This is a genomic window from Niveispirillum sp. SYP-B3756 (assembly GCF_009495745.1).
Lineage (GTDB): Bacteria > Pseudomonadota > Alphaproteobacteria > Azospirillales > Azospirillaceae > Niveispirillum.
On sequence record NZ_WIDQ01000006.1, the window covers coordinates 186,322 to 207,774 of the forward strand.

Sequence of the window (21,453 nt, forward strand, 5' to 3'; positions counted from 1 at the left end):
AGCCCTTTGGCGTCAAGCGCCATGGGTGCGGGTCTACTCCCCCGCCAGCGGGGCTGGCAGCACATCATTTTCCGGCATGGGTTCGGCCAGGGCCATGGGCTGGCGTGGTGCATGGTCTAGCGGGGCCAGTTCGGCCAAGCTGGCCCCATCGGGGGCGGCACGCAAATCCTTGAAGCGCCGCGCCGTCACCAGCACCCGCGATTCCAGCGAGGCCACGGCGGCATTATAGCTGTTCACCGCCCCGCCCAGCCCCTTGCCGACACGACCCATATGATCGGCCATCACCGCCAGCCGCTCATAAAGCTCCCGTCCCAACTGGCTGATGGTCTGGGCATTGCGGGTCAGCGCCTCCTGCCGCCAGCCATAGGAGACGGCGCGCAGCAGGGCGATCAGGGTGGTGGGGGTGGCGGGGATCACCGACTGGTCGATTCCGGCCTCAATCAGGCCGGGGTCTTGTTCCAGGGCGGCAGAGAAGAAATTCTCCCCCGGCAGGAACAGCACGACAAATTCCGGTGCTGGATCGAACTGCGCCCAATAGCGCTTTTCCCCCAGCCCCTTCATATGGTCGCGGATATGCCGTGCGTGGCGGGCCAGATGCACGATCTTCGCCCGGTCATCTCCCTCCTGTGTGGCATCCAGATAGGCTTCCAGCGGGGCCTTGGCATCCACGACAATGCTTTTGCCGCCGGGCAGGCGGACGATCAGGTCCGGCCGCAGCCGCACCCCGTCGCTGGTCTGGGTGCTGGTCTGTTCGAAGAAATCGCAATGGTCCAGCATCCCGGCCATTTCCACCACGCGGCGGAGCTGGATTTCACCCCAGCGGCCGCGGGTCACCGGGCTGCGCAGGGCCTTTACCAGATTGCCGGTTTCCGCCCGCAACTGGCCCTGGCCTTCCATCAGATGGGCGATCTGGGTCTTTAACTCCACATAGGCGCCGACACGCGCCTGTTCGATGCCCTGCACCGCCTCCCCAAACTTGGTCAGATGGTCGCGGATGGGGGTGACCAGGGCGTCGATAGCGGCATTGCGCTTATCCAGGTCGCCGCGTGCCGATTCCTGGAATTTTTCCAGCTGCGCCTGGGCCAGCGTCAGGAAATCGCGGTTATTGGCGGAAAGTGCTTCTGCTGACAGGGCCTTGAAGGCATCCCCCAGCCGGGCCTGGGCCTGATCCAGCAGGGCCAGTTTCTCCGCATTGCCGCGCCGTTCCTGCTCCAGCTCCGTCCGGGTCTCGGCCAAGGCAGCCTGCAGATGGGCCTGTTCATCCTGGGCCTCAGCCAACCGCTCTTCCAGCAGCGGCACGCGTTCGGCCACCGCTTCGGCGGCCGCCCGTGCCGCCTGTTCGCCCATCCACTGCCGGCGCAGATCGGTCAATAACCGGTCCCGCTCCGCCAACTCATGGCGAAGCTCCCCCAGATGCCGGCCCATATGGTCGCGTTCGGCCCGCAGGCCTGCCACCTCTGCCCGCAAACCGGCCAGCCGCCGGGCCGATCCCTGGCGCAGCCAGAGGGCGACAAGGCTGGCCGCCAACAAGGCGCCAAGGAGCAGGGAAAATGGATCAAGGGAGAGGCTGGCAGGCAAGGGGGAAGGTTCCGGTTGTCAAGGTGCTGGTCAGCACCATCATAACCACAACCGGGCAAAGTGGGAACAGAATATGAACAAAATTACGGTTCTGTCATCCCGCTGGACCAACTGTGCCAGGCATTGGCGATGTGGGAGCGCATGACAGACGCCGCCCAATCGGCGTCGCGCAGCCGCAGGGCCGCCACCAGTTCCCGATGGTGCCGATTGCTGCGTTCCAAGGCTGCCTGATCATAGGCATGGAAGGTGCGGTTGATCACCGGCACCTCCACCAGATGCGGCATCAATGCTGCCAGCAGCCGGCTGCCGGCGGCTGACAGGATGGTGTGGTGGAACTCCCCATTCAGGGTCAGGTAATCATCCCCCTTATGGGCCACGCAGGTTTCCATGGCATCGGCCAGGGCTTGCAGCCGCTCAATCTCTTCATCGCTGATGCGGGATGCGGCCAGGGTGACGGCATGGGCCTCCATCAGACCGCGCAGACGGAACTGTTCCTCCAACTCCCGGTAAGACCAGTCCGGTACCAGCACGCCGGCCCCGCTGTCCGGTTTGGCAGCCAAACCTTCGGCCACCAGACGGCGCAGGGCTTCGCGGATCGGCGTGCGACTGACGCCGATCCGCTCGGCCAGTTCCTCTTCTTTCAACCGGCTGCCCGGTGGAAGCGTGCCATCCAGGATCAGCCCCCGGACGGCCTGATAGGCCCTGGCCGTCGCACTCATCACACGTTACCTGCCAGATGGTCGATCGCCTCTTCCAACGCAATTACGTCGGCATATTTGGCGTTCAGGTCGAACAGGTTGGCTTCCTGGATGCGCGGGTCGCGGTCGCCCACGGCCTCCCGCACCACCAGGGGGATGAACCCGTTCTGGCAGGCATCCAGGGCCGAGGCCCGCACACAGCCCGAGGTGGAAAGCCCGGCGATCAGCACGGTATCCACACCCATGGCGGTGAAGGTGGCGGCCAGCGAGGTGCCGAAAAAGGCGCTGGCATATTGCTTGGTCACCACCGGTTCGGATGGCAACGGCTCCAGCCCGTCGGCGAAGGCGGCCCATTGCGGGTGCTTGTCGCGCTCAAAACAGGTCAGCGCCTTCACCTTGCGGAAAAACACCCCGCCATCCACGCCGCCGGGCGTATAGGCGACATTGGTGTGGATCACCGGGATGCCGGCGGCGCGGGCTGCGCGCAACAGGGCTTCCGCCCCGTCGCGCGTCTTCTCCACCCCCGCATAAAGCGGACAGGCCGGGTCGAGATAGGCTTTGACGAAATCAATGATAAGCAGGGCAGGGCGCTTGCCCCAACCCAGCCGGTTGCCGAAACCGGCCTGCGCGTAATCGGCATTCAGATCTTTCGCCATGGCTCAGATGATCCCTGCGGCTTTCAGGCTGGCCAGCTTCTCGCCATTGAGGCCCAGAACGCCGGACAGGATCTCTTCCGTATGCTGGCCCAGTTCCGGACCGGCATGGACCACGCCACCCGGCGTGTCCGACAGGCGCGGGGCAACATTCTGCATCGCCAGCTTGCCGAAGATCGGGTGGGCCACCTTGATGATGTTCTGGCGCGCCTGGAAATGCGGGTCGACCAGCATTTCCGGGGTGCGATAGATGCGCCCGGCCGGCACGCCATGCTTTTCCATCAGATCCAGCAGGGTGGTGCTGTCCACCGTGCGGGTCCAGTCGGCGATCAGATCGTCCAGTTCCTGCTGCACGGCACCACGAGCGGAGTGGGTGGCATAGCGCGGGTTGGTCGCCAGTTCCGGCTGGCCCATCGCCTCTGCCAGACGCTTGAAAACGGTATCCTGGTTGGCGGCGATCAGGATCATCTGATCATCGCTGGCCGGATAGACGTTGGACGGTGCCACATTGGGCAGAATCGGGCCGGTGCGTTCACGGATATAGCCGGTCTGATCATATTCGGTGATCAGGCTTTCCATCATCGCCAGCACGGCTTCATAAATGGCGCTGTCCACCACCTGGCCACGACCGGTGCGTTCGCGCGCATGGATGGCCATCAAGGCACCCAGGGCGGCATAGGTGGCGGCCAGACTGTCGCCGATGGAAATGCCCATGCGCGACGGGGCGGTGGACGGATCACCCACTACATAACGCAGGCCGCCCATGGCCTCCCCGATCGAGCCATAGCCGGCCTGGCTGGAATAGGGGCCGGTCTGGCCAAAGCCGGTGACACGCACCATCACCAGCTTCGGGTTGATCTTGGACAGAACATCATAGCCCAGGCCCCAGCGTTCCATGGTGCCGGGACGGAAATTCTCGATCAGGATGTCGGACTTGGCCACCAGATCGCGCACGATATCCTGGGCGGCCTTTTCGCGCAGGTTCAGCGTGACCGACTTCTTGTTGCGGGCCACCACCGGCCACCAGAGCGACTTGCCATGGGGCTTTTCCCGGCCCCATTCGCGCATCGGATCGCCCACACCCGGCTGTTCCAGCTTGATCACTTCCGCGCCGAAATCGGCCAGCAACTGACCGCAGAAGGGGCCGGCCAGCAGCTGTCCCATCTCGATCACGCGCAGATCCGTCAGCGGACCCTGACGGGTGGCAACCTGACCTTCACCCAGGGTTTCAGTGGCCTTCTCGGACACGGTGCTCTCCTCATTAAATGTATACATAAACACGATGGGGTCGGTGGGCGCATCTGGCAGCGAAAACCGACCGTCACGCGGGAGAATGCACAGAACATGGCTAATATACAAGGAATATGCCGCTTTCTGACCGTGGAGTGGTCGCGGATGAAATCATCACGGTTTTCCGCTTGTCAGCCTATCACCCCCGTGTTTGTATACATAATGACAGGGTGGGGCCGACGCCTTTTGCGCGCCTCTGCCAGATTTTCCAAGGATAGGGACAGATGGCTGGTTCGATCGAAATCGTGGAAGTCAGCCCGCGCGACGGGTTGCAGAACGAAGCCGTGCTGGTGAGCACGGAAGCCAAGGTGGAGCTGGTCAACCGAGCCATCGCCGCTGGCTTGCGCCGGATTGAGGTGACCAGTTTCGTCAACCCCAAGCGCGTGCCGCAGATGGCCGATGCGGAGGTTGTGTTGTCCGCCTTGCCCAAGGATAAGGGTGTTTCCTATATCGGGCTGGCGCTGAACGGGCGTGGTTTCGACCGGGCGCTGGCGGCGGGCGCGTCGGAGGTGAATTATGTGCTGGTCGCCTCCGATACGTTTTCCAACCGCAATAATGGCGCGCCGACGCTGGACACGCTGACCGGCTGGGCCGAAGTTGCGGCCGCCGCGCGTGCCGCCAAAATCCCCACCAGCATCACCATCGGCGCTGCCTTTGGCTGCCCGTTTGAAGGGGAAGTGCCGGTGGAACGGGTGGTGGAAATCGCCAAGCGCGCTGCCGAACATGGCACGGACGAAATCGCGCTGGCCGACACGATCGGTGTGGGCAGCCCGGCTGATGTGGTGGAGCGTTTTACCGCCGTTGCCAAGGCCCTGCCGGGGATGCGGCTGCGGGCGCATTTCCACAATACCCGCAATACCGGCATCGCCAATGCCTATGCGGCCATCACGGCTGGCGTGACGGTGCTGGACAGCTCGCTGGGCGGGGTCGGCGGCTGCCCCTTCGCACCGGCCGCCACCGGGAACATCCCGACCGAAGATCTGATCTACATGCTGAACCGCATGAAGGTGGAAACCGGCGTCGATCTGGCCACCGCCATCGAGGGGGCCAAGTGGCTGGAAGGGGTTCTTGGGCGGCAGAATCCGGCCATGCTGGGCCGTGCCGGCATCTTCCCACCGGTGCCAAAGGTGGCCTGAGCGGCTGTCCAACCGGCCTTCCAGCCGCCATGTGGGGGCGCAGCGCCGCCCGCAAATGAATGGGGCCTCAAGCCCTAATGCGAACAAATCGCGTCGAACAGGAGAGAGTGATGGCTTACAGGCTGGGCGTGGATGTGGGGGGTACCTTCACCGACCTTCTGCTGATCGAGGATGAGACGGGTGAGACGTTCCGCGACAAGGTGCCGTCCACCCCGCATGACCCGTCGGTTGCCGTCGTCAATGGCACGCTGAAGATTTGCGCCAAGGCGAAGATCGATCCCAAAGATGTGCAGCTGTTCATGCACGGCACAACGGTTGCCACCAACACGGTGCTGACCAGCACCGGCGCCAAGGTGGGCCTGGTGACGACGGATGGGTACCGCCAGGTGCTGCACATCGCCCGTTCCTTTGTGCCCGGCGGTTTGGCTGGCTGGATCGTCTGGAACAAGCCGCCGCTGACCGCACCGCTGGAATCCACGGTGGAAGTGCCGGAGCGTATCGGTGCGGATGGTTCCATTGTTACCCCGCTGGATGAAGCGGCCTTGCGCACCGCCCTGGAAGGGCTGAAGAAGGAGGGGATTGAGGCGCTGACCATCTCCTTCATCAATGCCTATCGCAACGACGTGCATGAAAAGCGCGCCGGTGAGATCGCCCGGGACATCTTCCCCGACCTGCCGATCTCGCTGTCGTCCGAAGTCCTGCCGGAAATGCAGGAATATGAGCGTGCGCTGACCACCGTTGCCAACTCCTATGTTCGTCCGCGCGTGGCCAATTATGTGCGCAACCTGAAGGCGGAGCTGAACAAGGCCGGCATGAACGGGCAGATGAACCTGCTGCGTTCCGATGCCGGCCTGATGAGCTTTGAAAAGGCGCAGGACCACCCGGTCAACCTGCTGATGAGCGGCCCTGCCGGTGGCGTGGCCGGTGCCATGTGGGTGTGCGGCAAGTCCGGTTTCGGCAATCTGCTGACCGTGGACGTCGGCGGCACCTCCACCGACGTGGCGCTGATTGAAAATGGCCAGCCGCGTCTGGCGCGTGAAACCGAATGCGGTGACCTGAAGGTGCGCGCCACCTCCCTGGATATCCGCACCGTGGGTGCCGGTGGCGGTTCCATCGCCTTCGTGCCGGAACTGACCAAGGCGCTGCGCGTCGGCCCGGCCTCTGCCGGTGCCGTTCCCGGTCCCGTCTGCTACTCCCGTGGCGGGACCAAGCCGACCGTGACCGATGCCAATGTGGTGCTGGGTTATCTGCCCGAAGAACTGCTGGGCGGTACCATGCGCCTGGACCGTCCGGCGGCGTCCGCCTCGGTGCAGGTCATCGCCGACACGCTGGGCATCAGCGTGCAGGAAGCCGCCAACGGCATCTATTCCATCGCCAACGAGACGATGATGGGTGCGCTGCGCCTGATCTCCGTCCAGCAGGGCTATGACCCGCGTGATTTCGCGCTGGTGGCCTTTGGTGGTGCCGGTCCGCTGCACGCCAACGCCCTGGGCAAGCTGCTGGGTAGCTGGCCGGTAATCGTGCCGCCCAGCCCCGGCGTGCTGTGCGCCTTTGGCGACGCTACCACCCGCCTGCGCGCCGAACGCGCCAAGTCCATCGGCAAGCCCTTCCCGGATGTCAGCAACCAGAGCGTGGCCGATGTGCTGCGCGAACTGCACGCCGCCGTCTCCAAGGAACTGCTGGCCGAAGGCGTGCCGGTGGCCGAGCAGGAGATCAGCTTCGAAGCCGGCGTGCGCTATTCCGGTCAGGCCTTCGAGGTTTCCCTGCCGGTGGCGCTGGACGGGTTCGCGGCTGATGGCCTGGAAAATCTGGGTGCCGCCTTCGACAAGGAGCATGAGCGCCTGTTCACCTTCTGCCTGGAATCGGACCGCGAGCTGGTGACGGTGCGCGCCACGGCCCTGGGCAAGGCTTCGGCCATCAAGCTGGAGAAGCTGCCGGAAGGTAATGGCGACCCGTCCGCCGCCAAGGTGCGCGACCATGCCATCTGGGCCGATGGCCAGGAACATCCGGCCGTCATCTATGATCGTGCCAAGCTGAAGGCGGGCGACCGCGTCATCGGCCCGGCCATCATCTGCGAAATGGACAGCACCACCGTGCTGCTGCCCGATCATGTGGCCGAAGTCGATCCCTATGGGCTGATCCTGATCCGCCCGCTCGCCGCCCAGTGATTTCCAGCTTCTGAGAAGGGGACAGACCCATGGTTGCCCAGATCATTCAGACCAACCCGACCCCGTTCCAGAAGATCGTCATCGACCCGATCACGCTGGACATCATTGAAAACGCCCTGCGCAATGCCCGCGCGGAGATGGATGCCACCCTGTTCCGCACGGCCATGTCGCCGGGCATCCGCGAACAGGGTGACGCCTTCCCGCTGATCGCCAACCATGAAGGCAAGATGGTTGTCGGCCAGTTCGGCTCGTTCCTCGGTGGCTTCCTGAAGAACTACAAGGGCACGATCGAGGAAGGCGACGTCATCTGGCTGTCGGACCCGTACTCCGTCGAAGGTGCCATCAGCCATCTGAACGACTGGTTGATCATCCTGCCCGTGTTCCATGATGGCCGTCTGGTCGCCTGGACCTGCCATTTCGGCCATCAGACCGATGTGGGCGGCAAGGTGCCGGGCTCCCTGCCGACCGATGCCACCTCCATCTTCCAGGAAGGCATCCGCATCCCGCCGATCAAGCTGTACCGCAAGGGCGTGCTGAACGAGGATGTGCTGGAACTGGTGCTGAACAACACCCGTACCCGCGACTGGTGCCGGTCGGACCTGAATGCCATCATCGCGTCCTGCCGCATCGCCGGTCGCCGCATCGTGGAAATGTGCAAGCGTTTCCAGACCGATATCTATATCTCTGCCGTTGATGAGCTGCTGGAGCGCAACAAGCGCGCCATGGCCAAGCTGATCGAAACCTCGATCAGCACCGACAAGGTCAGCTTTGAAGACTATATCTGCGATGATGGTCGCGGCTTCGGTCCCTACAAACTGCGGGCCACCATGTGGCGCGAAGGGGAGAAGGTGATCCTGGACTGGGAAGGCACCTCGCCCCAGTCGGAAAGCTCGATCAATTTCTACCTGAACGAAAACATGCTGAAGATGTTCTTCGGTATCTACATGATCATGGTGTTCGACCCGCAGATCCTGTTCAACGACGGGTTCTATGATCTGGTCGAAACCCGTATCCCCGAAGGCTCCCTGCTGAAGCCGAAATACCCGGCGGCACTCTCCTGCCGCACCCATGGTATCGGTCGTGTGTTCGACGTGCTGGGCGCCCTGCTGGGCCAGCGCACGCCGGAATTCCTCAACGCCGCCGGCTTCTCCTCCTCCCCGCACTTGATGCTGTCGGGCAGCTATCGCGGGTCGGGCAAATATTACCAGCTGTTCCAGATCGGTTTCGGCGGCATTCCGGGCCGTCCGTTCGGCGACGGGCCGGACGGTCACTCCCTGTGGCCGAACTTCACCAACGTGCCAAACGAGTTCCTGGAGGCCTATTTCCCGCTGCGGATTGAGCGGTATGAGACGATCCCCGACAGCGGCGGGCCGGGCCTGCATCGTGGTGGTAATGGCGTGCGCATCTCCTATCGCTTCCTGGAGCCGGGTGCCATCGCCATTCATGATGACCGCTGGTTTACCTATCCCTGGGGCGTGAATGGCGGTGAGCCGGGTTGGCGTTCCCGCCGCGTGCTGATCCGCGCCAATGGCGTGGAAGAGGTGCTGGCCGCCAAGATCGATGATATCCAGGTTCGCCCCGGCGACCTGTTGATCTTCGACACCTGGGGTGGCGGCGGCTGGGGCGACCCGCTGGCCCGCGACCCGGCCTTGGTGGCCACCGACGTCAAGCGCGGCTTGGTGACGGTCGATGGAGCCAAGCGTTATGGCGTTGTCATCGCGGCTGATGGCTCGGTGGATGCGGTCGCCACGGCGGCGTTGCGCGACGAACTGGTCACCAAGCGTGGTGAAATCGGCCTGTTCAATTTCGGCGGCACCATCGACGAACTGCGTGAGCGTTGCCTGACGGAGACCGGCCTGCCGGCGCCGAAGGATCCGTCCCTGCAAAACAGTGTGCTGCTGGAGACGGCGGCGGCCTGACCGCCGGTCGACACAGACTGAGCCACCGCGAAAAGCCCTGCGAAACGCCGTTTCGCAGGGCTTTTTCTATCGTGTCAATCACTGGGGACGGCCATCAACCGGACGAATCGTCAGCGGCGGCACCACTTCCCTCAAGGCAGAACATCTTTAAAAATTTATATAGTAAATTATTTTCTTATTGAATTATTTAAAATTTCAACATATAAATTTTGTAGTATATTTTATGGGGCAAACCCGCCGCCCTTTTGTGGGCAAATACAAGGGCGGGATGGAGGTTGGGCTGGCCGAAAGAAGCCGGTGAGGTTGCGCCCGCTTCAGTAACTCCGCCGCGGCATATTGTAGAGAAAGACATATCTTCAGCAGGATACTGAGAGGATATCACGAAATACGGACGTATTATCTATAACCACGACTTCACGATATAGCGACATGGGCTCATGCCTATAGGTCATACGGCAACCTATACGGAAAGATAGGTTAATCTTATGTGTAGCTTCATAAGGGGTGTTTTTATGCAACCTTATGGTCGAGGCAACGATCACTCATGGGGACTTTCAGTATGCTGGGCCGCTTTAGAAAAAACCGCGATCATCTGACGGCGCGGATTGCAGCCTTGGATGCGCTGCGAGGCAATGTGATGGTCGCTGACCCGAATCTCAACATCATCTACATGAACCCATCGGTCGCGGCGCTGATGCAGGAGGCAGAGGCCGATCTGCGCAAGGAATTGCCGCATTTCCGCGCTGACCGTCTGATCGGCAGCAATATCGACATGTTCCACAAGAACCCGGCGCATCAGCGCAAGATGCTGGCCGCGCTGACCAAGCCCCATGCCGCCACCATCAAGGTCGGGAAATGGACTTTCGACCTGCTGGTGACCCCGCTTTCCGAAGCTGGGCAGCGCATCGGCTTTGTGGTGGAATGGGCCAATGCCCATGAGCGGCTGCAAAACCTTGACTATGCCGCCCAAATGACGGCGATCAGCCGGTCGCAGGCAGTGATCCAGTTCGGCGTCGATGGCACCATCATTGATGCCAATGAGAATTTCCTCAAAGCCATGGGTTACCGGCTGGAGGAGATCAAGGGCAAACACCACAGCATCTTCGTGGAACCAGAGGTTAGGAACAGCCGGGAGTATGAGGCATTCTGGGACGGCCTGCGCCGGGGTGAATATCGCGCCGCACAGTTCAAGCGGCTGTCAAAGGCAGGAAAGCCGGTCTGGATCGAGGGTTCCTACAACCCGATTTTCGATGCCAATGGCAAGGTGGCCAAGGTGGTGAAGTTCGCCACCGACATCACCGCGCAGGTAGAATTGCTGGGCAATCTGAAATCCCTGATCGACAAGAATTTCGGCGAGATCAATGGTGAGATCGACCGTTCGATGAATGAGGCCGGCAACGCCACCAAAGCCGCAGACGATGCATCAGAGAATGTGCAGGCGGTGGCGGCCGGTGCCGGTGAACTGGCCGCATCAGTGGATGAGATCGCCCGGTCCATGGTTCAGTCCCGCCATGCGGCCGACACCGTGTTCGAGCGCGCCCAGGCGGCGGAAGCCAGCACCCAGCGCCTGACCAGTGCGGCACAGGCGATGAATGGCATTGTCGCCCTGATCCAGAATATTGCCGGCCAGATCAACCTGCTGGCCCTGAATGCCACCATCGAGGCGGCACGGGCAGGGGAGGCGGGTCGCGGCTTTGCCGTTGTGGCGTCGGAGGTGAAAAACCTGGCCAACCAGGCGGCCCGCGCCACCGACCAGATCTCCAACGAAATCGATGGTATCCAGAGCACCTCTGGCGAGGTGGCGGGGGCCCTGGATGCGATCCGCGATGCGGTGAATTCGGTGCGCGATCTGGTGACGACGACGGCTTCTGCGGTCGAAGAACAAAGCGCTGTCACGCGGGGCATGTCCGATAACATGCAGCGCGCGTCCAAGGCGGTCGGCACTGTGTCGGCCAATGTGGTCAGCATCTCCGATGCGGTGCGCGAAGTTGCCCAGTCGGTGAATAAAACCAAGGAAGCGGCGGAAGTGTTGGTCCGCTGATTAAAAAGGGGCGCCGGAAAGGGCGCCCCTTTTTACATGGCCATCATACCCAAGCCAGACGGTTCAGTTGAACGCCTTGAAGGTGATGATGGTAAACGTATCCTTGACCCCGGCCAGGGTCTGAATGCGGCCGGTGACGAAATGACCGATATCGGCGTCGTCAGCCAGGAAGCATTTCATCATCAGGTCATATTGGCCGGAGATGGAATGCACCTCTGAAACCTCTTCCACATCCTGGACGGCGCGGTCGGCCACGTCATAGGCGCGGCCGAGTTCGCATTTGACCTGGACGAAGATGGTTTGCATGGCGCTCAGACCTCTGCCACCGCTTCGACCGCAGTCGCGGGCAGGGAAACACTGTCTTCCCCGCTCTCCACCACATCCAACGGCAGGGATTCGGCCTGCTCAGCAACGGCTTTACGCGGACGGGCTATCCGCAGGATGAAGGCCGGCACATGGTCACCAAAGCCCAGCACGGGCACCAGATCATCATCACGATCATCGCGCCGGGGGCGACGGTCACGCCGGTCATCGCGGTCACGACGATCATCCCGCTCCCGACGCGGGGCTTCGCCCCGATCTGGACGGCTCTCGCCATTACGATCCAAGCGGCTGTCACCATTGCGATCCGGGCGGCCTTCACCGTGGCGCGCCTCGAACCGGTCACGGCTACCACGCTCGCGGCGCGGTTCGCGCGACTCAGTGGCAGCTTCAACGGTGGCTGCCGGCGCTTCCACCGCCTCTTCCCGGTTGCGCTTGGTGCGCGGTTCCGGACGGCGCATTTCTTCCTTGCGGCCACGGCCGCCACGGCGGCGGCGCGGATCATCATCGAAGGACAACTCAGCCGTCTCCATCCCCTCGATGCTGAAACGCGGGATTTCTTGATTGATCAGCTTCTCGATGGCCTGCACCAGCTTGCCATCTTCCGGCACGGCGATGGTGAAGGCACGGCCGGTCTTGCCGGCGCGGCCGGTGCGGCCGATACGGTGGACATAATCTTCCGAATGGTGCGGCGTGTCGAAATTGAACACGTGGCTGACATTGGAAATATCGATGCCGCGTGCCGCCACGTCGGAGCAAACCAGCAGGTCGATGCTGCCATTTTTAAAGGCTTCCAGCGTTTCCATCCGCTTGGATTGCATCATGTCCCCATGCAGCGCACCGGCATTGAAGCCGTGCTTGGCCAGGGAACCATAGACGATGTCCACATCCTTCTTGCGATTGCAGAAGATGAAGGCGTTCTTCACATCATCATTCTTCAGCAACTGGCGCAACGCCTCGCGCTTGTCTTCCTCATGCACCACCAGCAGATGCTGGGCCACGGTCGTGGCGGTGGAGGCGGGCGCGCTGACCGTCACCTCTTCCGGCTTGTCCAGGAACTTATCGGCCAGCCGCTTGATTTCCGGCGGCATAGTGGCGCTGAAGAACAGGGTCTGGCGCTTGCGCGGCAACAGGCTGACGATGCGTTCGATATCGGGGATGAACCCCATATCCAGCATCCGGTCGGCTTCGTCGATCACCAGTACCTTGATATCGGTCAGCAGGATATTGCCGCGATCAAACAGATCCATCATGCGGCCGGGCGTGGCGATCAGCACATCGACGCCGCGTTCCAGCTTCTTGATCTGATCGCCGAACGACTCGCCGCCGATCAGCAGGGCCATGTTCAGCTTGTGATACTTGCCGTACAGCTCAAAATTATCAGCCACCTGGGCGGCCAGTTCGCGCGTCGGCTCCAAGATCAGGGAGCGGGGCATCCGCGCCTTGGCGCGGCCACGGCCCAGAATATCGATCATGGGCAGGGTAAAGGACGCCGTCTTGCCGGTGCCTGTCTGTGCACAACCCAGGACGTCGCGCCCCTGCAACACCCAGGGAATAGCCTTCTCCTGGATCGGCGTCGGGTTCTTATACCCAACTTCATCAACAGCGCGGAGGACGTCGGGCCCGAGCCCCAGTTCCGAAAACAGCATTCGACCTTCGTCAGGCAGGTAAAACGACGTCGATCAAGACCGTGACGTCAGCGGCATGGATGGACGACCATATGGCCGAAGGAGAGCGCGTTTGCCATGCGCCAGCCGCCGACCAGACAAAACCACAGCGCCACCGGCTTGGCCGGACTTTACGCATCAGCTAGGGTCGGCATCTTCGATAACAATTCCAGCCTTTAAGAGCAAGGATTTCGGGCGATGATGCACCCACCGCAGGACGCAAGGCTGCCCCTCCTTCTGTTGCCGGGCCTGCTGTGCGACCACGCGCTATGGGCGCATCAGGTGGCGGCCCTGGCGGATATTGCCGAGAGTCAGGTGGCGGACTTGACCAATGCGGACAGTGTGGCAGCGATGGCAACGCAGGTGCTGGCCACGGCCCCGCAACGTTTTGCCCTGGCTGGCCTGTCCATGGGCGGTTATGTGGCGATGGAAATCATGCGCCGCACACCGGAACGGGTGCTGGGCTTGTGCCTGGTGGATACCACCGCGCGGCCGGATACGGATGAACAGCGCGAACGCCGTATGGCCCTGATTAAGTTGGCGAAAATGGGCAAGTTCAAGGGCGTGACGCCCCGCCTGCTGCCGGCGCTGATTCATCCGGACCGGGCCAATGATCCCACCGTGGCCGGTGTGGTACTGGAGATGGCGGAGCGGGTGGGCCGCGACGCTTTCCTGCGCCAGCAGAGCGCCATTCTGGGCCGCATCGACAGCCGGCCCTTTCTGGGTGCCATCCAGGTGCCCACGCTCTGCATCGTCGGGCGGGATGATGCGATCACCCCGCCCGACCGGCTGGAGGAAGTGGCGGCCGCCGTGCCCGGTGGCCGCTGCATGGTGCTGGACCATTGCGGCCATCTGGCCCCGCTGGAACAGCCCGATCAGACATCTGCACTGATGCGCGAATGGCTGGCCGGGCTGTGGAGCGCCGACTGATTCGGTGGAACCTGTTTCCGATAGCCGGAAACAGGTTCCACCTTTTCATTTCCTCAAGCGCCGGCACCGCATCCGCGGCTTGGCTTCACGCGCCACAGGGCGCGCGGCGGCGGTCGCCGCCGGAGCGGCGCTCTCCGCTCTACCGATAACGCTCCAGCCAATGGGCATAGGGGGCGGGCAGGGTCCAGGCGGGTTTTTCCACGCCCAACTGCCTGGCCGCCTCATAGGGCCAATGCGGGTTGGCCAGCAGTGGGCGGCCGATCATGGCGACGTCGATATAGCCTTCGCGGATCAGCCGGTCGGTCTGCTCCGCCGGGCCGATATTCCAGGTGCTGGAACCCGGCAGGCCGGTTTCGCGCAGCACGCGGCGTGCTGTCTCCGCCAGCAGGGCGGGGCCCCACGGCACCTGCGCATCGGGCGTGGAAAAGCCCATAGAGACATCCAGGAAATCCAGCCCCTCCCGCTTGAAGCCCTTCACCAGCCCGATGGCCTCGGCCAGTGTTTCTTCATCACGTCCATCAAACTCAATGACGCCGAAACGGGCGGTCAGGGGCAGGTTCTCCGGCCAGACCTTGCGCACGGCGGCCAGGGTTTCCAGCAGGAAGCGGCCGCGATTTTCCGCACTGCCGCCATATTCATCGGTGCGCTGGTTGGCATGGACGGAGAAGAAGCACTGCGCCAGATAGCCATGGGCGAAATGCAACATCAGCCATTTGAAACCGGCATCGCGGGCGCGGATGGTGGCCGCCACGAAATCCGCCTTCACCTGTTCAATATCGGCCTTGGTCATCTCCCGCGGCACGCGCGGCAGCCCCTTGCCGAAGGCGATGGCGGAAGGCGACATGATTTCCCAGCCGCGCGGATCGCCGGCGGGAATATGGTCATCGCCTTCCCAAGGCCGGTTGGCGCTGGCCTTGCGGCCGGCATGGCCGATCTGGATGCCGGGCACGGCCCCGGCCTTCACAATCGCGGCGACGATCGGTTCCAGGGCGGCGGCCTGATCATCATTCCACAGGCCCAGGCAGCCGGGGGAGATGCGGCCATCCGCCGACACCCCCGTTGCCTCCATCACCACCAGCCCGGCCCCGCCGCGCGCCAGGGTGGCCAGATGCACGGCGTGCCAGTCATTGGCGACACCATCGGTCGCGCTATATTGGCACATCGGCGACACCGCAATGCGGTTGCGCAGGGTGACATCCTTCAGGCTGAAAGGATCAAACAAGGTCGGCATATCGACAAACTCCATTGGGGACGGTGAACCATCCTTCGATAGTTCGCTTGTACGATATTATTCGAACAATAGCAATAGCTCCTTTTCGGTGCTAGGATGCGTCCATCATGCGAAGCTATAAGCACCCTGCCATTGAGGATGTCCGTCCGGAGGACTTCTTCCACGCGCTCAGCGATCCGGTCCGCCTGGAGATTGTCCGCCATCTGGCGCGGGAGCAGGAGGCAAGCTGCGCCACGCTGGATGGTGGCCGGCCGAAATCCAGCATGTCCCACCATTTCCGCGTATTGCGGGAGGCGGGGCTGGTCTACACCAAGCCCGCCGGGGTGACGCACATGAACTCCCTGCGGCGGGAGGAGCTGGAACGCCGCTTTCCCGGCCTGCTGGATGCTGTGCTGGCTGCCATCGGGTGAGATTGGCGGGGGGCTGAAAAACAGAAAGCCCGCCATGAGAGCCATCGCCACAGGGGAGTGCTGCGGCGATCACCATGGCGGGCTTTGGGGTCAGTTGCGGCACAGCACCGGAACCGGCGGGCGCAGACCCCGAAAGGCGTGGATCAGGGGGTGATGGTCACCGTCACGCTGGTCGGCTGCAGGTTCCAGCCGCGCAGGGCGATGGACGGTGTCCCTTTGGCGGTTTCGGCGGGATAGGTCACCTCCACATCCCGGCTTTCACCCGCCAGCAGGGAGAGATAATTCTCGCTGATATAGGCGGGCAGGATGCGGCTGCCATCCGGGTTCAACGGCGTCAGCTTCGTCAGGATGGCGGGGACGGAAGTGCTGTTGGTCAGCCGCAGGCGCAGCTTCACCTCGCCCCCCTGTTTCTGGCCGCTGCCACTGACGGAAACGGCGGCAGCGGGCAGGCTGTTCAGCTTCTGGTTTGCCGCCGCATCCTTGGCCACCCAATAGAAATTGCGCGACAGCACGGCGCCGGCCTTGTCCGCCAGTTCCAGCGTCACCAGCACCAGCCCCTGGGCCTCCAGGTGCGGGGCCAGATCCAGCCCGAACGGGTGGGAAACGCTGCCCGCCGGCGCATCCAGCGCCTGACGTTTTTCCGCCAGCGGCTGGTTGGCCAGGGTCCAGACCTTGGCCGTGACAGTCAACCCCGCCAGGGCTTGGCGGCTATTATTGATGACGCTGATGCCATGGTCAGGCAGGTTCATCTGCACATGCACCGGCTCCGCCGCCTTCTGCATCCCATAGAAGGCGCCATGGGTATCGTAATCATGGCTTAAAATCTGCCACATGGTGCTGGGCCAGGCTGGCTGGGTCATCCACAGCATCCGGCCGGAATTCTTGCGCCAAAGCTGGGCATTCATGCCTTCAAAGATGGCGCGATAGCCTTCGTAATTCAGCATCTGCGCCTTGCGGTCAAAATCCTCCAGGCTGCTGGCGGGACCGAACTTGCTGGCGATGGCGTCCATGAAGCTTTTCACATCGCCATTACCGCTCTGGTGCCAGTCATGATAGGCCCAGTTGTCGCTGATCGGCCATTGCTCGCTGGCCGGCACGGCCGCCTTGAACGCCTCCGCCGTGGGGAAAGAGGGAGTGCCGACCTCCACCGAGAAGCCCTGGGCATGGTCGGTGAAATAGCTTTCCGGCTCGCGGTAATTATAGGGGCCGGAGCCGGCCAGATTGATCCGGTTCGAGGAGCCCATATAGTGCCGCGTGCCATCCTCGGCCTGCAGCATATCGTCCAGCGCCTCATTCAGCACCGGCTGGGGCACGCCCTCATTGCGGCCGAACCAGAGCACGATGGACGGATGGTTGCGGTAGCGGCGCACGGTGTCGGCCGCATTAGCCATGAAGAGCGGCACATCCTGCGGCTCCAACTGATAATCCTGGGTGGAGGCCCAGAAATCATTCAGCACCATCAGCCCATATTCATCGGCCAGTTCGAAGAATTCCTCCTCCGTATTCTGGCCGACCCAATTGCGGATGACATTGACATGGGCATCACGGTGCAGCCGGAAATAGGGCTCCAGCCGCTTCTTGTCGATGCGCTTGCGCCAATCCTCCGTGCCCCAATTGCCGCCCTTGGCGGCAATGCGCACGCCATTGACCTTGATCACCAGATGCGGCGACAGTTCCGCCGCCTCCACCGGCTTCACGGCGGGGGAGTTCTCCGCCCCTGGCCGCAGCGACATGGCCCAGCCATCGGGCACCTTGCGGATGCCCTCATGGCTGCTGTCGACAATGCGCTCCCCCCGCGCCTTGGCCTTGGTCAGGTCGACCTCAACCCGGCGCAGGTCACCCTTCTGGTCCATCAAGGACAGTTCGTAGGTCACCTGCCGGATACCGAAACGCACATCCTGGCTGTCCGACGCCGCCCCATTGGCGGTGACTTCCAGTTTCAGGTCATGCAACGCCGGTTCCCCATAGCCATTGGGCCACCAGAGTTTGGGGTTCTGCACCAGCAACTGGGGAAATTCCGCCGGCGTCAGGCTGATGGTGCCGGCACCCGGTTGAAGCATCGCCTGCTTGGTGACGGTAATGCCGTCGAAACGGGCCGTCACCGTCGCATTGACCGGCTGGGTGGAAAGGTTTTCGACCGGCACATGGATATCGATGCTGGCGCGGGAATTGTCGGCATCGGGCAGGGCGGTGACCACCTGCGTATCGCCGATGCGCACATCCCCCGTGGCGATCAGCTTCACATCCTGCCACAGGCCGGTATTGCGATCACGGACCGAGGGAATCCAGTCCCAGCCTTCCGACGCCACAAAGGTCGGCCCGTCCAGGGCCTGCATCCCGCCATTTTCCCCCACACCAGACGTCAGCGACTCCTCATGCGGGATGCCAGGATGGCTGGGCGGTGATACCTTGATCGCCAGGGCGTTCTTCTGGCCCGGTTTGGCCAGCCCGGTGACATCGAAACGGCCCCGGATGAAGGCCCCCTTCATGTCACCCAGTTTGGCGCCGTTCAGCCAGACCTCTGCCTTGTAATTCACGCCTTTCAGCAGGATTTGCAGATGTTTGCCGACCTGATCGGCCGGCACTTCAAATTCCGTGCGGTACCAGTAATCCTGTTTGTTCAGGCTTTCCGGGATGGCGAGATTGTTCAGCCCATAGTCCGGATCGGGATAGACCCCGCGATCCACCAGCGTGGTCAGCACCGTGCCGGGCACGGTGGCGACAATCCAGTTGCGGGCATCAAAGCCGGGCTGCGACAGGGTGGCACCGGGGGCCGCCACCTTGGGGGCTTCCGCCAGCCGCCAGGCACCCAGCACCCATTCACCCGCGCCATCCGGGCGCAGGGCAGGGGTTTCCACCAAAGGTTTGGCGACAGGCTTGCTGAAATCCACCGGCTGCCGGGGCCGCGTCCAGGGGTCTTGCGGGCGCAACTGGCCATATTGCTGGCGCACCTGCACCGGCCAGCCGGGGGCACCGGATTCGAAATTGGTCAAGGCGCTGTTGGGGGACTGGGCAGCGGCAGCCTTGATATCGGCTGCTGCCAGGGCACGCGGCAGGCTGGTAAAGCCGGCCACCCGGCCGGCGAAGGACGGATTCGCCGTCCCGATGAAGGGCACCATTTTTGAACGACGCGGCGCCAGCGATAACAGGGGCAGGGCGGTCCCAGAGGTGGCCGTTGTTTTCACCACCTCCACCCCATCGACATAAAGCCGCGCAGTGCCATCGGCGAAGCTGGCGGCCAGGGCCACCCATTGCCCGGCCTTCAACGCCTTGCCGCCGCTGATCAGCTTGCCATCCAGCAGCAAGGCCGGCTTGCCATTCTCCAGCGCCAGGAACCGCCCTGGCGACCTGCCATCGGCGGCGGGCAGGCCGCCCACCAGCGTCACGCCCTTGTCAGCGCTGTCAATCTGTACCCAGCCTTGCAGGGTCCAGGGAGAGCCGGCAGGTATCGCCGGCCCCAAGGTCGGCTTTTCCTCCAGTACTGGTTTCGTCAACCCATCGCCACCACGGGGAAACTCTGCATCGAACGGACCGAAGCTGCCAGGACCGAAGGCACCGGTACCGCCCAGCCCCTGATGGGACTGCGCTGTGACTGAAACAGCGGTAAGCGCTGTCAATGAGGCAAAGAGAGAGGCACGGAAAAGCCGGCTGGCGACCCTGTTCATCGACGTTCCTTCCCGGAGGCGACAGCTTTGCCGGCTGTCTTTCATGTTTGCGGGGCAACTGCCTGATCCCCTCTTTATCGGGAAATTTTGTGACAGGAACCATCACCGGGTCAATAAATAAAACGTCTTTCCGAAATGGGATGTGCAATCGGCCTCGGTTTTTTCTGCGCATAGAATAGGCAGTTGCCTGCACCTGCTGCTGAAATGCACGGCGTTTTGCCTTCCGTTGCACGGGAATGCAGCTTTTTTCGGTTGGCACGCCCCTTGCGTGGTAAGTCACGAATGGTGGCTAGGGTTCCGGTCCCTGATGAAAGGGATGTCTGGTCCGAGAGCTGCCGCCCGATTCCGCCTGTACCGCAGGCCCGGTCGGGTACACGGCGGGACAAAAGCCCGGGAGATCGAGGAGGGTTGGCTATAACCTCCATTCGGTCTCGCCAACCCCCCAGAGATGGTTTGAAACCAGAAGGGGTTGGATGATGACGACGCGCCGCTTCCTTGCAAAGATCACCGCCGGTTTTGTTGCCGCCACCATGTTGGCGGGCAGTTTCACCCTGCCGGCGATGGCCGCGCCAAAGAAGGAATTCAAGCTCGCCTGGTCGATTTATGTGGGCTGGATGCCGTGGCAGTACGCTGCCGAACAGGGCATCGTGAAGAAATGGGCCGATAAATACGGCATCAAGATCGATGTCGTGCAGTTCAATGATTATGTGGAAAGCGTCAACCAATATACCGCCGGCGCCTTTGATGCGGTGACCGTCACCAATATGGATGCTTTGTCCATCCCCGCTGCCGGTGGTGTGGACAGCACCGCCGTGATCGTCGGTGATTTCTCCAACGGCAATGATGCCGTGATGCTGAAGGGCAAGGACAAGCTGGCCGATATCAAGGGCCAGAAGGTCAATCTGGTTGAATTCTCCGTCTCCCACTATCTGCTGGCCCGCGCGCTGGAAAGCGTGAAAATGACGGAGGCCAAGGATATCAAGGTGGTTTCCACCTCCGACGCCGATCTGGTGGCCGCCTGGTCCACCCCGGACGTGACGGCGGTTGTCACCTGGAACCCGCTGGTGGCGGAAATCCTGAAATCCCCGGACGCCAAGAAGGTGTTCGACAGCAGCCAGATTCCGGGGGAGATCATCGATCTGGCCGTGGCCAACAGCGCGGTGCTGAAGGACAACCCCAATTTCGGCAAGGCGCTCGCCGGCATCTGGTATGAAACCATGGCCCTGATGTCCGCCAAGGATGCGGCCGGCACGGCCGCCCGTACTGCCATGGGCAAGGCATCGGGCACCGATCTGGCGGGATATGAGGCGCAATTGGCCGCCACCCGCATGTTCTATAAGGCCGATGAGGCGCTGGCCTTTGTTCGCGGGCCGGAGCCCAAGGCAACGATGAAAAAGGTGGCCGGCTTCCTGTTCGATCACGGCCTGCTGGGCAATGGCGCACCGTCGGCAGAGGCGGTGGGTATCGCCTTCCCCGATGGCAGCACCTATGGCGACGCCAAGAACGTGAAGTTCCGCTTCACCGACAGCTTCATGGCCGCTGCGGCGGAAGGGAAGCTGTAAGGAGAGCCTGCCGTTTTTTACTAACCGTCACCCCGGCGAAGGCCGGGGTCCAGGTTCGTAGGGCAAGGCGCTTGTAATGCTGGACCCCGGCCTTCGCCGGGGTGACGGAAGAGTGAGCGGCAATGGCAGAATCCTTCCTCATCGGAACGATCCCGAAACTGCCCATTCAATCGACAGACGCAAC

Annotated in this window: 15 protein-coding genes and 1 riboswitch; of the genes, 7 read left to right on the forward strand and 8 right to left on the reverse strand. The window is 62.6% G+C overall.

What is annotated here, in order from left to right; all coding sequences use genetic code 11:
• Window positions 1–33: 33 nt before the first annotated feature.
• The 4 genes from rmuC to GE253_RS14485 form a co-directional block, all read right to left on the reverse strand.
• Window positions 34–1,578 carry a DNA recombination protein RmuC gene (rmuC, locus tag GE253_RS14470; RefSeq protein ID WP_173012645.1) on the reverse strand — a complete coding sequence of 515 codons (1,545 nt, stop codon included), beginning with the start codon at window positions 1,576–1,578 and terminating at the stop codon, window positions 34–36.
• Between the two features lie 83 nt (window positions 1,579–1,661).
• Complete coding sequence (locus GE253_RS14475; RefSeq protein WP_153204826.1) at window positions 1,662–2,297, reverse strand: GntR family transcriptional regulator; 636 nt, start codon at window positions 2,295–2,297, stop codon at window positions 1,662–1,664.
• Complete coding sequence (locus GE253_RS14480; RefSeq protein ID WP_153204827.1) at window positions 2,297–2,932, reverse strand: isochorismatase family protein; 636 nt, start codon at window positions 2,930–2,932, stop codon at window positions 2,297–2,299. The genes GE253_RS14475 and GE253_RS14480 overlap by 1 nt, the downstream gene beginning before the upstream one ends.
• 3 nt (window positions 2,933–2,935) lie before the next feature.
• Window positions 2,936–4,177 (reverse strand): CaiB/BaiF CoA-transferase family protein, encoded by a 1,242-nt coding sequence (locus GE253_RS14485; protein WP_211101466.1) that lies wholly within the window; start codon window positions 4,175–4,177, stop codon window positions 2,936–2,938.
• Window positions 4,178–4,443: 266 nt separating this feature from the next.
• Between GE253_RS14485 and GE253_RS14490 the strand changes: the two genes are divergently transcribed.
• The 4 genes from GE253_RS14490 to GE253_RS14505 all read left to right on the forward strand — a co-directional run bounded on the left by GE253_RS14490 (window position 4,444) and on the right by GE253_RS14505 (window position 11,483).
• Window positions 4,444–5,355 carry a hydroxymethylglutaryl-CoA lyase gene (locus GE253_RS14490; RefSeq protein ID WP_153204828.1) on the forward strand — a complete coding sequence of 304 codons (912 nt, stop codon included), beginning with the start codon at window positions 4,444–4,446 and terminating at the stop codon, window positions 5,353–5,355.
• Window positions 5,356–5,465: 110 nt separating this feature from the next.
• A complete protein-coding gene (locus tag GE253_RS14495; protein WP_153204829.1) occupies window positions 5,466–7,523 on the forward strand; it encodes a hydantoinase/oxoprolinase family protein in 2,058 nt (685 codons plus the stop codon).
• A 29-nt stretch (window positions 7,524–7,552) separates the two neighbouring features.
• Complete coding sequence (locus GE253_RS14500; RefSeq protein ID WP_153204830.1) at window positions 7,553–9,442, forward strand: hydantoinase B/oxoprolinase family protein; 1,890 nt, start codon at window positions 7,553–7,555, stop codon at window positions 9,440–9,442.
• Window positions 9,443–10,055: 613 nt separating this feature from the next.
• Window positions 10,056–11,483 carry a PAS domain-containing methyl-accepting chemotaxis protein gene (locus GE253_RS14505; RefSeq protein WP_247878664.1) on the forward strand — a complete coding sequence of 476 codons (1,428 nt, stop codon included), beginning with the start codon at window positions 10,056–10,058 and terminating at the stop codon, window positions 11,481–11,483.
• Between the two features lie 63 nt (window positions 11,484–11,546).
• On the opposite strand, the gene GE253_RS14510 is transcribed toward GE253_RS14505, so the two are convergent.
• The gene (locus tag GE253_RS14510; protein WP_089287085.1) at window positions 11,547–11,789 is read right to left on the reverse strand and encodes an Lrp/AsnC ligand binding domain-containing protein; all 243 of its coding nucleotides are present in this window, start codon (window positions 11,787–11,789) and stop codon (window positions 11,547–11,549) included.
• A gap of 5 nt (window positions 11,790–11,794) precedes the next feature.
• Entirely contained in the window at window positions 11,795–13,453 is a 1,659-nt protein-coding gene (locus tag GE253_RS14515) for a DEAD/DEAH box helicase (RefSeq protein ID WP_153204832.1), read from the reverse strand.
• A gap of 216 nt (window positions 13,454–13,669) precedes the next feature.
• Between GE253_RS14515 and GE253_RS14520 the strand changes: the two genes are divergently transcribed.
• Complete coding sequence (locus tag GE253_RS14520; RefSeq protein WP_247878665.1) at window positions 13,670–14,401, forward strand: alpha/beta fold hydrolase; 732 nt, start codon at window positions 13,670–13,672, stop codon at window positions 14,399–14,401.
• A 139-nt stretch (window positions 14,402–14,540) separates the two neighbouring features.
• On the opposite strand, the gene GE253_RS14525 is transcribed toward GE253_RS14520, so the two are convergent.
• Window positions 14,541–15,632, reverse strand: a complete 1,092-nt coding sequence (locus tag GE253_RS14525) for an NADH:flavin oxidoreductase/NADH oxidase (RefSeq protein ID WP_153204833.1) — start codon at window positions 15,630–15,632, stop codon at window positions 14,541–14,543.
• 107 nt (window positions 15,633–15,739) lie between these two features.
• Here GE253_RS14525 and GE253_RS14530 point away from each other — a divergent pair, with 107 nt between their 5' ends.
• Complete coding sequence (locus tag GE253_RS14530; RefSeq protein WP_153204834.1) at window positions 15,740–16,042, forward strand: helix-turn-helix domain-containing protein; 303 nt, start codon at window positions 15,740–15,742, stop codon at window positions 16,040–16,042.
• Window positions 16,043–16,185: 143 nt separating this feature from the next.
• Here the strand turns inward: GE253_RS14530 and GE253_RS14535 are convergent, their stop codons facing one another.
• Complete coding sequence (locus GE253_RS14535) at window positions 16,186–19,707, reverse strand: LamG-like jellyroll fold domain-containing protein (RefSeq protein WP_153204835.1); 3,522 nt, start codon at window positions 19,705–19,707, stop codon at window positions 16,186–16,188.
• Between the two features lie 278 nt (window positions 19,708–19,985).
• Window positions 19,986–20,106: riboswitch (guanidine-I (ykkC/yxkD leader) on the forward strand.
• A 74-nt stretch (window positions 20,107–20,180) separates the two neighbouring features.
• Here GE253_RS14535 and GE253_RS14540 point away from each other — a divergent pair.
• Complete coding sequence (locus tag GE253_RS14540) at window positions 20,181–21,269, forward strand: putative urea ABC transporter substrate-binding protein (RefSeq protein ID WP_211101467.1); 1,089 nt, start codon at window positions 20,181–20,183, stop codon at window positions 21,267–21,269.
• The last annotated feature ends 184 nt before the right edge of the window (window positions 21,270–21,453 follow it).

Coding starts and splice junctions, on each gene's coding strand:
- GE253_RS14475 (WP_153204826.1), bottom strand. CDS start 2,297: ATGAGTGCGACGGCCAGGGCCTATCAGGCCGTCCGGGGGCTGATCCTG.
- GE253_RS14480 (WP_153204827.1), bottom strand. CDS start 2,932: ATGGCGAAAGATCTGAATGCCGATTACGCGCAGGCCGGTTTCGGCAAC.
- GE253_RS14490 (WP_153204828.1), top strand. CDS start 4,444: ATGGCTGGTTCGATCGAAATCGTGGAAGTCAGCCCGCGCGACGGGTTG.
- GE253_RS14495 (WP_153204829.1), top strand. CDS start 5,466: ATGGCTTACAGGCTGGGCGTGGATGTGGGGGGTACCTTCACCGACCTT.
- GE253_RS14500 (WP_153204830.1), top strand. CDS start 7,553: ATGGTTGCCCAGATCATTCAGACCAACCCGACCCCGTTCCAGAAGATC.
- GE253_RS14510 (WP_089287085.1), bottom strand. CDS start 11,789: ATGCAAACCATCTTCGTCCAGGTCAAATGCGAACTCGGCCGCGCCTAT.
- GE253_RS14515 (WP_153204832.1), bottom strand. CDS start 13,453: ATGCTGTTTTCGGAACTGGGGCTCGGGCCCGACGTCCTCCGCGCTGTT.
- GE253_RS14520 (WP_247878665.1), top strand. CDS start 13,670: ATGATGCACCCACCGCAGGACGCAAGGCTGCCCCTCCTTCTGTTGCCG.
- GE253_RS14525 (WP_153204833.1), bottom strand. CDS start 15,632: ATGCCGACCTTGTTTGATCCTTTCAGCCTGAAGGATGTCACCCTGCGC.
- GE253_RS14530 (WP_153204834.1), top strand. CDS start 15,740: ATGCGAAGCTATAAGCACCCTGCCATTGAGGATGTCCGTCCGGAGGAC.
- GE253_RS14535 (WP_153204835.1), bottom strand. CDS start 19,707: ATGAACAGGGTCGCCAGCCGGCTTTTCCGTGCCTCTCTCTTTGCCTCA.
- GE253_RS14540 (WP_211101467.1), top strand. CDS start 20,181: ATGATGACGACGCGCCGCTTCCTTGCAAAGATCACCGCCGGTTTTGTT.